This is a genomic window from Enterobacter sp. MGH 4 (assembly GCF_000534735.1).
GTDB lineage: Bacteria > Pseudomonadota > Gammaproteobacteria > Enterobacterales > Enterobacteriaceae > Enterobacter > Enterobacter intestinihominis.
In genome coordinates, this window is sequence record NZ_KI973289.1 from 866,200 (window position 1) to 881,392 (window position 15,193).

Consider the following 15,193-nt stretch of genomic DNA (forward strand, 5'->3'; position numbering starts at 1 on the left):
CTCGACTAACTTTGTCTCTCCTCCGGGAATATTGAGGCTTTGTTGAATAAATCGAACTTTTGCTGAGTTGAAGGATCAGATCACGCATCTTCCCGACAACGCAGACCGTTCCGTGGCAAAGCAAAAGTTCAAAATCACCAACTGGCCCACCTACAATAAAGCCCTCATCAACCGTGGCTCCATAACTTTCTGGCTGGATGATGAAGCTATTCAGGCCTGGTATGAGTCAGCAACACCTTCTTCACGAGGCAGACCTCAGCGCTATTCTGACCTTGCCATCACGACTGTGCTGGTCATTAAACGCGTATTCAGGCTGACCCTGCGCGCTGCGCAGGGCTTTATTGATTCCATTTTTTCTCTGATGAACGTTCCGCTACGCTGCCCGGATTACAGCTGTGTCAGCAGGCGGGCAAAGCCGGTTAACGTCAGTTTCAAAATGCCCACCCGGGGTGAAATCGCACACCTGGTAATTGATTCCACCGGGCTGAAGGTCTTCGGTGAAGGAAAGTGGAAAGTCAAAAAGCATGGCCAGGAACGCCGCCGTATCTGGCGTAAGCTGCATCTCGCCGTTGACAGTAAAACACATGAAATCATCTGCGCTGACCTGTCGCTGAACAACGTTACGGACTCAGAGGCCTTCCCCGGGTTAATCCGGCAAACCCACCGGAAAATCAGGTCAGCCGCCGCCGATGGCGCTTACGATACCCGGCTCTGTCACGATGAACTGCGGCGTAAGAAAATCAGCGCGCTTATCCCTCCCCGAAAAGGTGCGGGTTACTGGCCCGGTGAATATGCAGACCGTAACCGTGCAGTGGCTAATCAGCGAATGACCGGGAGTAATGCGCGGTGGAAATGGACAACAGATTACAACCGTCGCTCGATAGCGGAAACGGCGATGTACCGGGTAAAACAGCTGTTCGGGGGTTCACTGACGCTGCGTGACTACGATGGTCAGGTTGCGGAGGCTATGGCCCTGGTACGAGCGCTGAACAAAATGACGAAAGCAGGTATGCCTGAAAGCGTGCGTATTGCCTGAAAACACAACCCGCTACGGGGGAGACTTACCCGAAATCTGATTTATTCAACAAAGCCGAATATTGATTTCACGTCGTGTTAAGTGACAGAGTTGTTGTTCCCGTTCCTCCATAAATCCTTTTTGATGCCATTGAGGTACATAATGATTATCTCTAGTTTTTGACACACTTATCTCCTGTATCTACCTCAGACCCTAAAAAGAGTAGCCTGCACGAAAAATTCACTGACATGACGATAGCTACTTTATCAATACAATAATATCAGATGTTCCAATGACGTTTTACTGTGGCAATCCCTAACCCCAAAGCAGCGGCGGCTTTAGCCTGGCTCAGACCATCATTTTTAGCCTCTTGTACACGTTTGTACGTCACTGTAGCAACCGGGCGACCCAGCTTTTTGCCTTCTTTCTTCGCTCGCTCTAGCCCTTCCTTGGTGCGCTCTGTAATACGGGATTTTTCAAACTCCGCAAACGCTGAGAACATTTGCAGCATCAACTTCCCTTCAGCACTGGCAAGATTGCTCGCAGGCAGATCCATAGAAACAACATCAATTCCTTTTTCTACAAGCATCGAGATTGTTTGCTGCACATCGATGTTGTCACGCCCCAAGCGATCCAACTTGAGCACAACTAACTTATCTCCGGCTTCCAGTTTATGGTTAACGAGGTCAGAGAAAGCCTTACGCTTCATCGCCTGCACTCCACCGGAGACAACTTCCGACACTACGCGGTTATCAATTACATCATAGCCAGCCTGACGTATCGCCATGATTTGGTTTTCGGTTGTCTGCTCGCTAGTGGACACTCGGCAATATGCAAAAGTGCGGCTCATAACATCCTCTCAAGGGGTATCAATTAACGGTATCATAATTGAACATTGGTATCTTTATGTCAATAGGGTAATTTATTGATACCAGTTTTGAGGCGGATAGATTGGTATCGTAAAACGTTCGATTGTTGATACCAAGTGATTTGCACCATGAACCAAGCCAGTGATATTTGACAAACATGATCAAGACCCACCCCCGCCCCTGTTAGTGGTGCCTGGCTGCAATATCCAAACTCCCAGATATTTTCCCACCCAACTGGAATGACCTGCCCCCACGATTAGATACAACACTCAGTTAGTAACGTCGGAATCTTCATTCTCAGAATGACCCTTTCTCCAGCCCGCTGCAAATTCAGACGGTGTCTGATAATTCAGCGTGGAGTGCGGGCGGCATTCGTTATAATCCTGCCGCCAGTCATTAATAATTTTCCTGGCATGAACGATATCGCTGAACCAGTGCTCATTCAAACATTCATCGCGAAATCGTCCGTTAAAGCTCTCAATAAATCCGTTCTGCGTTGGCTTGCCCGGCTGGATTAAGCGCAACTCAACACCATGCTCAAAGGCCCATTGATCCAGTGCACGGCAAGTGAACTCCGGCCCCTGGTCAGTTCTTATCGTCGCCGGATAGCCTCGAAACAGTGCAATGCTGTCCAGAATACGCGTGACCTGAACGCCTGAAATCCCAAAGGCAACAGTGACCGTCAGGCATTCCTTTGTGAAATCATCGACGCAGGTAAGACACTTGATCCTGCGACCGGTGGAAAGTGCGTCCATGACGAAATCCATCGACCAGGTCAGATTGGGCGCCGCCGGACGGAGCAGCGGCAGACGTTCTGTTGCCAGCCCTTTACGACGTCTTCTGCGTTTTACGCCCAGGCCACTGAGGTGATAAAGCCGGTACACGCGCTTATGATTAACATGAAGCCCTTCACGGCGCAGCAACTGCCAAATACGACGGTAGCCAAAACGCCTGCGCTCCAGTGCCAGCTCAGTGATGCGCCCTGATAAATGCGCATCAGCAGCCGGACGGTGAGCCTCATAGCGGCAGGTCGACAGGGATAAACCTGTAAGCCTGCAGGCACGACGTTGCGACAGACCGGTCGCATCACACATCAACATCACGGCTTCCCGCTTCTGGTCTGTCGTCAGTACTTTCGCCCAAGAGCCACCTGAAGCGCCTCTTTATCCAGCATGGCTTCGGCAAGCAGCTTCTTGAGTCTGGCGTTCTCTTCCTCAAGCGACTTCAGGCGCTTAACTTCAGGCACCTCCATACCGCCATACTTCTTACGCCAGATGTAAAACGTGGCATCGGAAATGGCATGCTTGCGGCAGAGTTCACGGGCGGGTACCCCAGCTTCGGCTTCGCGGAGAATACTGATGATCTGTTCATCGGAAAAACGCTTCTTCATGGGGATGTCCTCATGTGGCTTATGAAGACATTACTAACATCGGGGTGTACTAATCAACGGGGAGCAGGTCAACACGGCAATAAAACCTATGGAGAGATGTCGAAAATGGGGAATGAAGTTTACGAGAGTCAAAAGTGTATCTTAAAATTTTCAAAAACCCTTATTGATAAATCAGCTCAAAATATCCGGCACGGTTGTGATGGTGAAGAGAAAGAACTTGCAATTGCAATGATTCAAAATTTCCGTGAATTGCATCTTTATCCGTTGATGCTAATGAAAAACCATCTTGCCCGAACGGCAGTCAAGGTTGATAGGAAAACAATTGTAGCAAGACGATTAAAACGGCTTTCTACAATCATCGACAAATTAGAGCGACCAAGTTTAGATAATGGAAAAACACAAAATGCTATAAGGGTTACTCGGATGCAAGATATCGGTGGTTGCCGTGCTATCGTTAAAAATCTTGAGCAACTAAAAGCATTAAGAGAAAAATTGTTAAAAAGCCGCTCCGTACATAAAATCATTAAAGAATCCGACTATTTAACACCGAAGGAAAGCGGTTATGGGGGTATCCATTTAGTATATAGCTGCTTTGATGGTCTTGATGATAAATTTCCCTGGAAAAAAACTAAGATAGAGGTTCAATTACGAACAGAGCTTCAGCACGCATGGGCAACAAGTCTTGAAATAATAGATACATTAGAAGATATAAAATTAAAAACTTCGAGTGAAGGGCATGATGATTGGCGGCGCTTCTTCTATCTCACAGGTTGTTTGGTCGCGCATGATGAAAGAGCTTGCCCTTTAAAACCTGAAACTGTATCTGTATATGAAGATGAACTAAAAGTCCTTGAGGAAACTTTAGCAGTTAGGCGCAAGCTTGGAACATACGCCTTAGCAATAAATATGACTATCCATGACAAGATAAAAGCAAGGCTACCCAGAAATCATAAAGGACATTATTTAGTTACAATGCGTGTCGTAGACCTTGAGCAAAGAAAGATGGCTGTAAGTGTTAAAGCCTATCGAGTAAGCGAAGCAGATGCTGCGCTGGCCGCGCTAAAAGAAAGTGATTCAGATCCAAACATACATATTGCGGTTTTGCTTGCAACTGATAACGTGAAATCTCTGAAAAAAGCATATCCTAACTTCTTTGGATCGACGAATCAGTTTACTCGTTTCTTGGATCGACATATAAAATAATTTATTCATGCAGAGTGTATACACTCTGCATCGATTATTTTCAAAGTGCATCAACCACAGGGATAAGATCTTCCAAGTCTGGGGTGTGCGTATACCTGGCTGTGATACCTAATGACTGCGTTCTGCTGTGACCCACGACAAACTGCACCAGTGAGGAGTTTCCAACGGATGCTATAGCATTGCTTATAAATGTATGCCGCAATGAATGCACGCGCCGTTTTAATCCAAACTCATTGTAATCAGGTATATCTAGGACTCTTAGCAACTCCACCCAATCATATGTGATTGTTGTATAGTTCGGAAGATTACCAAATACATGCTCGGAATCCTTAATGTTTTTTATACAAGACAAAAGCCCTGCCTCTATGACCTTATGGATTGGAACCTGTCGCCGGGCGTGTTCGGTTTTCCCACCTTCAATAAAGATATACCAGCGCTCGGTCTCCTCATCTTTCCGTATGTGGTGCTTAAGGATATCCGCTATTTCACCACGTCTAGCACCTGTATAAATCAGGGTCAGGAAGTACCATTTACGATAATCACTGTCTGGTAGTGCGAAGAGATGCTTTTTGATTCGACTCAGTTCACTGGCTGTGTAGCTCCCACCTCGGTTAGGCTTCACCTCGTAGGTGATACCATCGGTTGGAGACTTGGTAAGAATATCTTTCTGATCGACTAGATATGTTTTGAACAAGGAACGCCAAAGCTTTAAATGTTTGTGGACATGCTCACTGGCGATCAAATCATCCTCAGGGACATCGTAATCAATGCACTCGGCAAGACTCATTCTGGAGTAGGGTAGTTTAGTTCGAGTAGGCAGATTCTCTGCCACCTTGAGAGAATCCCTTATATGCTGTTTCTTAACGCTATCAACAGGGATATCACCCACAACATGATAGAGGACATCAAAGAAACGCTGATTCTCATTTGCTGTTTGCTTGCGCCACTTTTGACCCTTATCCTTTATATAGTCATTCCACGCTTCCAACAATCTTGGGATGTGTGCTGGTTCAGTCTCGGCAATTTTCGCTGTATTTTGCTGCACTGGTGCGGGGATAACTGCCGGAGCTGCATTTTGTAAAGCTGATCCCATCGAATCAATGATCTGCTGGTATCGTGTCAAATCACCAGAATAGAATGCTTCATAAGCCTGTGACATAAGGGCCTGATTCATATCTATCTGGCTGGCGATATGATGAACCTGATCAAGGTCGGATTCATTGACATCTAACTTTTTCATTTTCAGCGCTGCGACCATCATTTGGGCCGTCATATCTTCGCCACTGTACATCTTGCCCAAATAGTGGTTAGCGTAGCCTCGCGCTTCGTTTGCTGTATCTGGCGGGGATACAGGATCACCAGTGATTTCTTTATGATACCGTCCTAACTCTGGCAATCGTTTAGCCTCTTCGAGACCACCCCTAAGCCAGTTCAGTAGGTACTCGTCGAAATCCTTTTTTGTGGCGTTCCGGTAACCCTGCATTTTTTGTTTGAACTCTTCGAGGCTCATCGTTCCATTCTGCACAAGGGGAATGAAAGGACGGATCTGATTCATGATCACTTCCGCTTGCTTTCGGCTATCAGTACCGAGACTTAAGCGCACAAAACTTGTTGAATCATTTAGTCTAAAGTTAGTGTAGTATGTGCGCCCACGAATCATTGTGTGTGACAGCTTGTGTGACACGTTGTTTGCCATGCTGTGTACCATGAAAGAGTTACAGATCAGTGAGTTAAGTCGATTTATTGGCTAACTCGTTGTTTTAGAAAGTATACCAGACGCCTGTGAAGGCGACACCTGAGGAAGCTCAATGAGCGAGAAGTTACAGAAAGTGCTGGCGCGCGCCGGCCACGGTTCGCGCCGTGAAATCGAAGCCATTATTGAAGCAGGTCGCGTGAGTGTGGACGGTAAAATCGCCACACTCGGTGACCGCGTTGAAATCGTACCGGGGCTGAAGATCCGCATTGACGGCCATCTTATCTCCGTGAAAGAGTCCGCTGAACAGATCTGCCGCGTGCTGGCTTACTACAAGCCGGAAGGCGAACTGTGTACCCGCAACGATCCGGAAGGCCGCCCGACGGTGTTCGACCGTCTGCCAAAACTGCGTGGCGCCCGCTGGATTGCCGTAGGGCGTCTGGACGTGAATACCTGTGGCCTGCTGCTGTTCACCACCGATGGTGAACTGGCAAACCGCCTGATGCACCCGAGTCGTGAAGTGGAGCGTGAATACGCCGTGCGCGTCTTCGGCCAGGTTGATGAGAACAAACTGCGCGATCTGTCGCGTGGCGTTCAGCTGGAAGACGGCCCAGCGGCGTTCAAAACCATCAAGTTTACCGGTGGTGAAGGCATTAACCAGTGGTACAACGTTACCCTGACAGAGGGACGTAACCGCGAGGTGCGTCGTCTGTGGGAAGCGGTCGGTGTCCAGGTAAGCCGTTTGATTCGTGTCCGCTATGGCGACATCCTGCTGCCGAAAGGCCTGCCACGTGGCGGCTATACCGAGCTGGATCTGACGCAAACTAACTACCTGCGCGATCTGGTTGGCCTGACGCCAGAAACCACATCGAAAGTGGCGGTAGAGAAAGATCGTCGTCGTATGAAGGCGAATCAGATCCGCCGTGCGGTTAAACGTCACAGCCAGGTTAGCAGCAATCGCCGCTCTGGCAGCCGTAATAACAACGGTTAATCTAAAAGCCCGGTGAATATTCCGGGCTTTTTTCTTCAGTAATCAATCCCTATTTGCGCTTTGATACCCGCATCGAACGCATGCTTAACCGGACGCAGCTCGCTGACGGTATCGGCCAGCTCCAGAATGTCCCGATGACACCCGCGCCCCGTGACGATCGCCGTCTGGTGTGCAGGGCGGTTCCTGAGGGCCTCCAGCACGGCTTCCAGCGGCAGGTAGTCATAGGCCACCATATACGTGATCTCATCCAGCAACACCATGTTCAGCGACGGGTCAGAGAGCATTCTTTTGGCATGCTCCCAGACGGCGAGGCAGGCTTCGGTATCTGTTTCCCGGTTCTGGGTATCCCAGGTAAAACCGGTCGCCATCACCTGAAACTCAACGCCATGCGGTTCGAGCAGATTACGCTCGCCGTTGGGCCATTCACCCTTGATAAACTGGATCACGCCCACTTTCTGACCGTGCCCGACTGCGCGGGTGGCGGTCCCAAATGCGGCGGTGGTTTTGCCTTTGCCGTTGCCGGTGAACACGATGAGGATCCCGCGCTCGTCCTGAGCGGCCGCCACGCGTGCATCAACCTGTTCTTTGAGACGCTGCTGGCGCTGCTGATGACGGTCTTCACTCATTGCGATATCCCCGGTTTGCGGCCTGGCTGAGCATCGAATGTCATTCCGGTTTTACGACGGCTGTCGTCACCCATTAGCCACAGGTAAAGAGGCATAATATCGGCCGGGGTTTTAAGCTTTTGCGGATCTTCTGTCGGGAACGCGCTGGCACGCATTTTAGTGCACGTACCGCCAGGGTTAATACAGTTAACCCGCAGATGGCGGTTTTGATACTCTTCGGCCAGCACCTGCATCATTCCTTCGGTGGCAAATTTTGAGGCGGCGTAAGCCCCCCAGTTCGCACGACCCTGACGCCCCACGCTGGAGGAGGTAAACACCAGCGAACCGGAATCTGAGTTAAGTAATAAAGGAAGCAAGGCCTGGGTCAGGAAAAACGTCCCGTTGACGTTAACCTGCATCACCTGCTGCCAAATCTCCGGATCCTGTTCATCCATCGGGCGCACTTCGCCCAGTAACCCCGCGTTGTGCAGTACGCCGTCCAGACGCGAATAATGCGTACTAATGCGCTGGGCAAGGGCCTGACATGACGCTGGCGTACAGGTCAGCAGATCGAGCGTATACCAGGGCGTGGGGGTACCGCCTGCGTTTTCGATTTCACGGGCAACGGCTTTGAGCTTTTCTTCATTACGTCCCAGCAGAATAAGGCTCGCACCGTATTCAGAATAAGTCAGCGCCGCTTCGCGACCAATCCCGTCGCTGGCACCGGTAACCAGAATGATGCGGTTCTGTAGAAGGTTTTTTTGTGGCTGATAATGCACGGTGGCTCCTCAGGCGCATTGGGCGTGACTTGCACCTTTATTTATGACTTTTCGGCTTTATGCCCGAAACCGCGTCAGAATTCAATCAGTCTACAGGACAGAACGCTGGGAAATTAACAATTTGCAAAGATTTAAACCAGAAACGGGGGATTCCTGAAGCCGCCTCGCAGAGCTAATGTCCAGAGCGAGACGCCTGCGTAGGGCTGTTGTACACTGGCGTGAAAGATTCGTGGTTAAATCAAGGTGGAACGCGTGGAATTACTTTCTCAGTATGGGTTGTTTTTGGCCAAAATCGCGACGGTGGTTATTGCTGTCGCGGTGATTGCCGTCCTGATTGTCAACCTGACGCAGCGTAAGCGTCAGCGTGGTGAGTTACGCATTACCCGCCTGAGCGAGCAGTATAAAGAGATGCGGGAAGAGATGTCTCTGGCGCTGCTTGACGATCATCAACAGAAGCTGTGGCTAAAAGCCCAGAAGAAAAAACATAAGCAGGACGCCAAAGCCGCGAAGGCGAAAGCTAAGCTCGCCACGCCACAGGCTGACGCAAAACCGCGCGTCTATGTGCTCGATTTTAAAGGTAGCATGGATGCGCATGAAGTCTCCTCTCTGCGTGAGGAAGTGACAGCGGTGCTGGCCGTGGCGACAGCCCAGGATCAGGTGGTGGTACGCCTTGAAAGCCCGGGCGGCGTAGTGCATGGGTATGGACTGGCGGCTTCGCAGTTACAACGTCTGCGGGATAAACAGATCCCGCTCACCGTGGCGGTAGATAAGGTCGCGGCGAGTGGCGGCTATATGATGGCGTGCGTGGCGGATAAAATCGTCGCAGCACCGTTCTCCATTATCGGCTCGATTGGGGTGGTTGCGCAGATCCCTAACTTCAATCGTTTCCTGAAAAATAAAGAGATCGACATCGAATTGCATACGGCGGGTCAGTACAAACGTACGCTGACGCTGCTCGGCGAAAATACCGAAGAGGGACGGCAGAAGTTCCGGGAAGATCTGAACGAAACCCACCATCTGTTCAAGGATTTCGTGCACCGCATGCGCCCAACGCTGGACATTGAGCAGGTGGCTACGGGCGAACACTGGTACGGCACGCAGGCGCAGGAGAAAGGGCTGGTGGATGAAGTGGGTACCAGCGACGACCTCCTGCTCAACCTGATGGAAGGCCGTGAGCTGGTGGGGGTGCGCTTCACCCGACGTAAGCGCCTGCTTGACCGTTTTACCAATAGTGCGGCAGAAAGCGCGGATCGCCTGCTGCTACGCTGGTTGCAGCGCGGACAAAAGCCGCTGCTGTAAAGAAAAACGCGAGGCAGATGCCTCGCGTTTTCGTTTTAATCGACCAGGTGGTACTTCTCTGAGAGGGTATGCGCCAGGTATTTAAACATGTTAAACACGGCGGTGCTTTTCGGGGTTGGTAACCCTTGTTCATCAAGGAAGTATTCACCGCTGAACACCAGCACGCCATTACGTTGTTCCACGCCAGTCGCTTCAATCCCCGCCAGGGTGTCTTCATGGTCGCGAATGAGTTTGTTTGCTTCGATAAGCAGTGAAGCTCGGTCAATGGGTTGGGTCGTATTCTGCATATTCCACTCCTTAAACAGTGACAATAGTCTACGCCTGGGTCGCTTCGGGGGCAAATTTTCCCTGCTATCCACGGGTATAAGGAACAGGGGCTGGCTGGCGGGATTTGCTTTTGCATGCTAATAAAGTTGCGTAACGAATTTTATCAGGTACAGTGTGCGCTTTCGTCATTCTGGCAACAGAATTGCTTGACATTCGACCGGGAATTCGTCACGAATGAACTTTGATGTGAGAAAAATACCCGAAAACTCAATGACCTGGATGTCGCCATACTGACGTTCGGTAAGACAAAGGGGTTGATATCCCCTGACGACGTCGCAATATCAATGGCTCGTCGTCAGCGGAAGGGAAATCAACGTGCGGCGTATTCCTGGAAGAATTAAATTAGGTAAAGGTGAATATGGGTAAAGCTCTCGTCATCGTTGAGTCCCCGGCAAAAGCCAAAACGATCAATAAATATCTGGGCAATGACTACGTGGTTAAGTCCAGCGTTGGTCACATTCGCGATTTGCCGACAAGTGGCTCAGCCAGCAAAAAGAGCGCAGACTCTACCTCCACCAAAGGGGCTAAAAAGCCTAAAAAGGATGAACGTAGCGCGCTTGTCAACCGCATGGGTGTTAACCCATGGCACAACTGGGATGCACAATACGAAGTGCTGCCAGGCAAAGAAAAAGTCGTAAACGAGCTGAAACAGCTTGCTGAAAAAGCAGACCACATTTATCTCGCAACCGACCTTGACCGCGAAGGGGAGGCCATCGCATGGCACCTGCGGGAAGTGATTGGGGGTGATGACAAACGCTACAGCCGTGTAGTGTTTAACGAAATTACAAAGAATGCGATTCGTCAGGCGTTTGAAAAGCCGGGTGAACTGAATATCGACCGTGTTAACGCTCAGCAGGCGCGTCGCTTTATGGACCGCGTTGTAGGCTACATGGTTTCGCCGTTGCTGTGGAAAAAGGTCGCTCGCGGCCTGTCTGCGGGGCGTGTGCAGTCTGTGGCTGTTCGTCTTGTTGTCGAACGTGAACGCGAGATCAAAGCGTTTGTTCCGGAAGAGTTCTGGGAAGTGGATGCGAATGTCACCACGCCGGGCGGCGATGCGCTGCCGTTGCAGGTGAGCCACCACAACGACAAACCGTTCCGTCCTGAAAATCGCGATCAGACCATGGCCGCCGTAGCGCTGCTGGAAAAAGCGCGTTATCAGGTGCTGGATCGTGAAGACAAACCGACCAGCAGCAAGCCTGGCGCACCGTTTATCACGTCAACGCTTCAGCAGGCGGCAAGTACGCGTCTGGGTTACGGCGTGAAGAAAACCATGATGATGGCCCAGCGTTTGTATGAAGCGGGTTACATCACCTACATGCGTACTGACTCCACCAACCTGAGCCAGGACGCTGTCAGCATGGTGCGTGGCTATATCGAGGACAACTTCGGTAAGAAATACCTGCCGGACAGTCCTAATCAGTACGCCAGCAAAGAGAATTCTCAGGAAGCGCACGAAGCGATCCGTCCTTCTGACGTTTCCGTTCTGGCGGAATCTCTTAAAGATATGGAAGCGGACGCCCAGAAGCTGTATCAGCTGATCTGGCGCCAGTTCGTGGCCTGCCAGATGACGCCAGCGAAATACGACTCCACTACGCTGACCGTTGGCGCGGGTGATTTCCGCCTGAAAGCGCGCGGCCGCATTCTGCGTTTCGACGGCTGGACAAAAGTGATGCCTGCGCTGCGTAAAGGTGATGAAGACAGAACGCTGCCTTCCGTCAACAAAGGCGACGAGCTGTCGCTGGTTGATCTGGTACCGGCCCAGCACTTCACCAAGCCGCCTGCGCGTTTCAGCGAAGCGTCGCTGGTAAAAGAGCTGGAAAAACGCGGCATCGGTCGCCCGTCTACCTATGCGTCAATCATTTCGACCATTCAGGATCGTGGATACGTTCGCGTTGAGAACCGTCGTTTCTATGCTGAAAAAATGGGTGAGATTGTTACCGACCGTCTGGAAGCTAACTTCCGTGAGTTGATGAACTATGACTTCACCGCGCAGATGGAGGACAGTCTCGATGAGGTTGCCAGCCATAAGGCCGAGTGGAAGAAAGTTCTCGACAGCTTCTTCAGCGATTTTACCAACCAGCTTGAGAAAGCTGAGAAAGATCCTGAAGAAGGCGGCATGCTGCCTAACCAGATGGTACTGACCAGCATCGACTGCCCAACCTGTGGCCGTAAAATGGGGATCCGTACCGCAACCACGGGCGTGTTCCTCGGCTGTTCTGGTTATGCGCTGTCGCCGAAAGAGCGTTGCAAAACCACTATCAACCTCGTGCCGGAGAACGAAGTTCTCAACGTGCTGGAAGGTGACGATGCGGAGACCAACGCACTGCGCGCCAAGCGCCGCTGTAAGAAATGCGGCACGGCGATGGACAGCTACCTGATCGATCCAAAACGTAAACTGCACGTTTGCGGTAATAACCCAACCTGCGACGGTTATGAGATCGAAGAAGGTGAGTTCCGCATTAAGGGCTATGACGGTCCGATCGTTGAGTGTGAGAAATGTGGTTCCGAAATGCACCTGAAAATGGGACGCTTCGGTAAGTACATGGCATGTACCAACGACGACTGTAAAAACACGCGTAAGATCCTGCGTAACGGTGAAGTTGCGCCGCCGAAGGAAGATCCGGTTCCGCTTCCTGAGCTGCCGTGCGAGAAGTCAGATGCGTATTTCGTGCTGCGTGACGGCGCTGCCGGGGTATTCCTGGCGGCCAACACCTTCCCGAAATCGCGCGAAACCCGTGCGCCGCTGGTAGAAGAGCTGTACCGCTTCCGCGACCGTCTGCCGGAGAAACTGCGTTACCTGGCCGATGCGCCACAGCAGGATCCAGAAGGCAACAAAACCGTGGTGCGCTTTAGCCGTAAAACGAAGCAGCAGTACGTGGCGGCAGAGAAAGAGGGTAAAGCGACCGGTTGGTCAGCCTTCTTTGTCGACGGGAAATGGGTTGAAGGTAAAAAATAATCTTCACTTACCGTAACTTACCTTTGAAAGGGCCGGACTTCCGGCCCTTTTTTATTACGTTGTTATTATTTTTTGTTCCGTACTATACAGCCTGGCTATAAATGATATAGTGGTTATAGTTAACCCGTTTCTTATTATCAAATCGTATTAAGCGATTGACGCATGCGCTAAATCGGATGGTCTGGCATGAAATTACAGCAGCTTCGCTATATCGTTGAGGTCGTCAATCATAACCTCAATGTCTCTTCCACCGCAGAAGGTCTTTATACCTCGCAGCCTGGCATCAGTAAGCAGGTGCGTATGCTGGAGGATGAATTAGGTATTCAGATATTTGCCCGCAGCGGTAAGCACCTGACTCAGGTCACCCCGGCAGGGCAGGAAATCATTCGCATCGCACGAGAAGTGCTTTCCAAAGTCGACGCCATTAAATCCGTCGCCGGGGAACATACCTGGCCGGATAAAGGCTCCCTTTATATTGCCACCACGCACACACAGGCGCGTTATGCGCTTCCCGGGGTGATCAAAGGTTTCATCGAACGCTATCCCCGCGTTTCCCTGCATATGCATCAGGGCTCACCGACGCAAATCGCAGAGGCCGTGTCTAAAGGCAATGCCGATTTTGCCATCGCGACGGAAGCTCTTCATCTGTACGATGATCTGGTCATGCTCCCGTGCTACCACTGGAACCGCTCTATTGTCGTGACCCCCGATCATCCGCTGGCGGGGAAGGGCGAAGTGACAATCGAAGAGCTGGCGCAATACCCGCTGGTTACCTATACGTTCGGCTTTACGGGCCGGTCTGAGCTAGACACCGCCTTTAACCGCGCCGGATTAACGCCACGGATCGTCTTCACTGCAACGGATGCGGACGTCATTAAAACGTACGTGCGTCTGGGTCTGGGCGTAGGCGTTATTGCCAGCATGGCGGTGGATCCTGTATCAGACCCGGATCTTGTGCGCCTGGACGCGCATGATATCTTCAGCCACAGCACCACCAAGATAGGTTTTCGTCGCAGCACGTTCCTTCGCAGCTATATGTATGATTTTATTCAGCGCTTCGCACCGCATTTAACGCGTGACGTGGTCGACACGGCCGTGGCGTTACGCTCCAATGAAGACATCGAAGAGATGTTTAAAGACATCAAACTTCCTGCCAAATAATTACACCCGGTATCTTTCTCTTCTGGAAAGATACCGGTTTCCCCCTTTAAATCTAAATTAGAATTAACCTCATCTGCGCCTACTGTCATATATCGTCATAACCCATTTGATGAATAGGGTTTTACTGTCGCAAATTTGCGACAAAAGTAGAAACTAATTTACAGGTGTGCAAATTATTCTTTTCAATTATTTATTTCTGGTCAAAAGATTGAATTTTCCCAGGCTCAGATTCGTAAATTCACTGGCTTTTCGGCTAAAGTTTCTTTAGGATTTATCTCATCAGATGATTACTTGTGCCAATTGTTTGGTCTCTAAATGATAAGCGATATCGATTGTATGAGGTTAGCAATGCCGTCAGGAAGTGAAGAACCGCAAAGGGATCCCGCGCTTAAGCGTAAAGCCTGGCTGGCGGTCTTTCTCGGCTCTGCCCTGTTCTGGGTGGTTGTTGCTCTTCTCGTCTGGAAATATTGGGGTTGAATATGGTCATGACGGTGCGTACTGACGCGAGAAAAGAGATGTGTCAGCTTCGTGACAATGCTCACAAAGCGCGTAAGGCGCCAGCAACCAGCGTGCCAGCCTCCTGGCAACTGACGCCACAGCAGCAGGCCTTTATTGATGTGTTCGCAGAAGACGAACCCAAAAAACAATAATTTTGATTTTTGCGTAATGATGCAAATAGTCTGAATAAAGACTGTGCACTTTTGTACTCCTTAATAAATACACATCAGCAATATAGAACGAGGGCAGACCTCGCATCCTTAAATAATTAAAGTCTGGTGTCCCTATGATGAATAACATGACAACCGTAAAATACTGGTCATGGCTCGGCGTATTTTCAGCGTCGATCCTCTTCTGGTGTCAGCTCCTCTGGCTGGCCTTACACTAAATCGTAAAACCTCGCCACG

The 15,193-nt window shown here is 50.4% G+C and carries 15 protein-coding genes; 9 read left to right on the plus strand and 6 right to left on the minus strand.

Annotated elements, in window-relative coordinates:
- Nucleotides 1-67: 67 nt before the first annotated feature.
- Complete coding sequence (locus L350_RS18235; protein WP_080686349.1) at nt 68-1,036, plus strand: IS5-like element IS903B family transposase; 969 nt, start codon at nt 68-70, stop codon at nt 1,034-1,036.
- Between the two features lie 259 nt (nt 1,037-1,295).
- Here L350_RS18235 and L350_RS18230 read toward each other — a convergent pair whose 3' ends face one another.
- Together L350_RS18230 and L350_RS18225 are read right to left on the minus strand one after the other, a co-directional pair.
- Nucleotides 1,296-1,865 carry a recombinase family protein gene (locus tag L350_RS18230; protein ID WP_032624121.1) on the minus strand — a complete coding sequence of 190 codons (570 nt, stop codon included), beginning with the start codon at nt 1,863-1,865 and terminating at the stop codon, nt 1,296-1,298.
- 288 nt (nt 1,866-2,153) lie between these two features.
- Nucleotides 2,154-3,274, minus strand: a protein-coding gene (locus L350_RS18225; RefSeq protein ID WP_096147877.1) for an IS3-like element ISSen4 family transposase whose coding sequence is annotated in 2 segments (ribosomal slippage) — nt 2,154-3,016 and nt 3,016-3,274 — 1,122 coding nt in all. Because the reading frame shifts where the segments join, the coding sequence is not laid out codon by codon here.
- 21 nt (nt 3,275-3,295) lie between these two features.
- Between L350_RS18225 and L350_RS18215 the strand changes: the two genes are divergently transcribed.
- Nucleotides 3,296-4,477 carry a RelA/SpoT domain-containing protein gene (locus L350_RS18215; protein WP_275887016.1) on the plus strand — a complete coding sequence of 394 codons (1,182 nt, stop codon included), beginning with the start codon at nt 3,296-3,298 and terminating at the stop codon, nt 4,475-4,477.
- A gap of 40 nt (nt 4,478-4,517) precedes the next feature.
- Here the strand turns inward: L350_RS18215 and L350_RS18210 are convergent, their stop codons facing one another.
- The gene (locus L350_RS18210; RefSeq protein WP_240183873.1) at nt 4,518-6,032 is read right to left on the minus strand and encodes a tyrosine-type recombinase/integrase; all 1,515 of its coding nucleotides are present in this window, start codon (nt 6,030-6,032) and stop codon (nt 4,518-4,520) included.
- Nucleotides 6,033-6,285: 253 nt separating this feature from the next.
- Here L350_RS18210 and rluB point away from each other — a divergent pair, with 253 nt between their 5' ends.
- Nucleotides 6,286-7,161, plus strand: coding sequence for a 23S rRNA pseudouridine(2605) synthase RluB (rluB, locus tag L350_RS18205; protein ID WP_003856794.1), 876 nt, complete (start codon nt 6,286-6,288; stop codon nt 7,159-7,161).
- A gap of 35 nt (nt 7,162-7,196) precedes the next feature.
- Here rluB and cobO read toward each other — a convergent pair whose 3' ends face one another.
- Both cobO and L350_RS18195 read right to left on the minus strand, forming a co-directional pair.
- Nucleotides 7,197-7,787 carry a cob(I)yrinic acid a,c-diamide adenosyltransferase gene (gene cobO, locus L350_RS18200; protein ID WP_032624123.1) on the minus strand — a complete coding sequence of 197 codons (591 nt, stop codon included), beginning with the start codon at nt 7,785-7,787 and terminating at the stop codon, nt 7,197-7,199.
- Entirely contained in the window at nt 7,784-8,545 is a 762-nt protein-coding gene (locus L350_RS18195; RefSeq protein ID WP_032624124.1) for a YciK family oxidoreductase, read from the minus strand. Before L350_RS18195 ends, cobO begins: the two co-directional genes overlap by 4 nt.
- Nucleotides 8,546-8,797: 252 nt before the next feature.
- Between L350_RS18195 and sohB the strand changes: the two genes are divergently transcribed.
- A complete protein-coding gene (gene sohB, locus L350_RS18190; RefSeq protein ID WP_032624125.1) occupies nt 8,798-9,844 on the plus strand; it encodes a protease SohB in 1,047 nt (348 codons plus the stop codon).
- Nucleotides 9,845-9,879: 35 nt separating this feature from the next.
- On the opposite strand, the gene L350_RS18185 is transcribed toward sohB, so the two are convergent.
- A complete protein-coding gene (locus tag L350_RS18185; RefSeq protein WP_003856804.1) occupies nt 9,880-10,131 on the minus strand; it encodes a YciN family protein in 252 nt (83 codons plus the stop codon).
- Nucleotides 10,132-10,529: 398 nt separating this feature from the next.
- Between L350_RS18185 and topA the strand changes: the two genes are divergently transcribed.
- The 5 genes from topA to ymiC all read left to right on the plus strand — a co-directional run bounded on the left by topA (nt 10,530) and on the right by ymiC (nt 15,174).
- Nucleotides 10,530-13,127 carry a type I DNA topoisomerase gene (topA, locus tag L350_RS18180; protein ID WP_022648322.1) on the plus strand — a complete coding sequence of 866 codons (2,598 nt, stop codon included), beginning with the start codon at nt 10,530-10,532 and terminating at the stop codon, nt 13,125-13,127.
- 186 nt (nt 13,128-13,313) lie between these two features.
- Nucleotides 13,314-14,288, plus strand: coding sequence for an HTH-type transcriptional regulator CysB (gene cysB / locus L350_RS18175; protein ID WP_006810844.1), 975 nt, complete (start codon nt 13,314-13,316; stop codon nt 14,286-14,288).
- 336 nt (nt 14,289-14,624) lie between these two features.
- Entirely contained in the window at nt 14,625-14,765 is a 141-nt protein-coding gene (locus L350_RS18170) for a YmiA family putative membrane protein (protein WP_096168876.1), read from the plus strand.
- A gap of 8 nt (nt 14,766-14,773) precedes the next feature.
- Nucleotides 14,774-14,938: a hypothetical protein gene (locus L350_RS24420; RefSeq protein WP_162181317.1), complete on the plus strand. Its 165-nt coding sequence runs from the start codon at nt 14,774-14,776 to the stop codon at nt 14,936-14,938.
- 137 nt (nt 14,939-15,075) lie between these two features.
- The gene (gene ymiC, locus L350_RS24615) at nt 15,076-15,174 is read left to right on the plus strand and encodes a small membrane protein YmiC (protein ID WP_032103392.1); all 99 of its coding nucleotides are present in this window, start codon (nt 15,076-15,078) and stop codon (nt 15,172-15,174) included.
- Nucleotides 15,175-15,193: the final 19 nt, after the last annotated feature.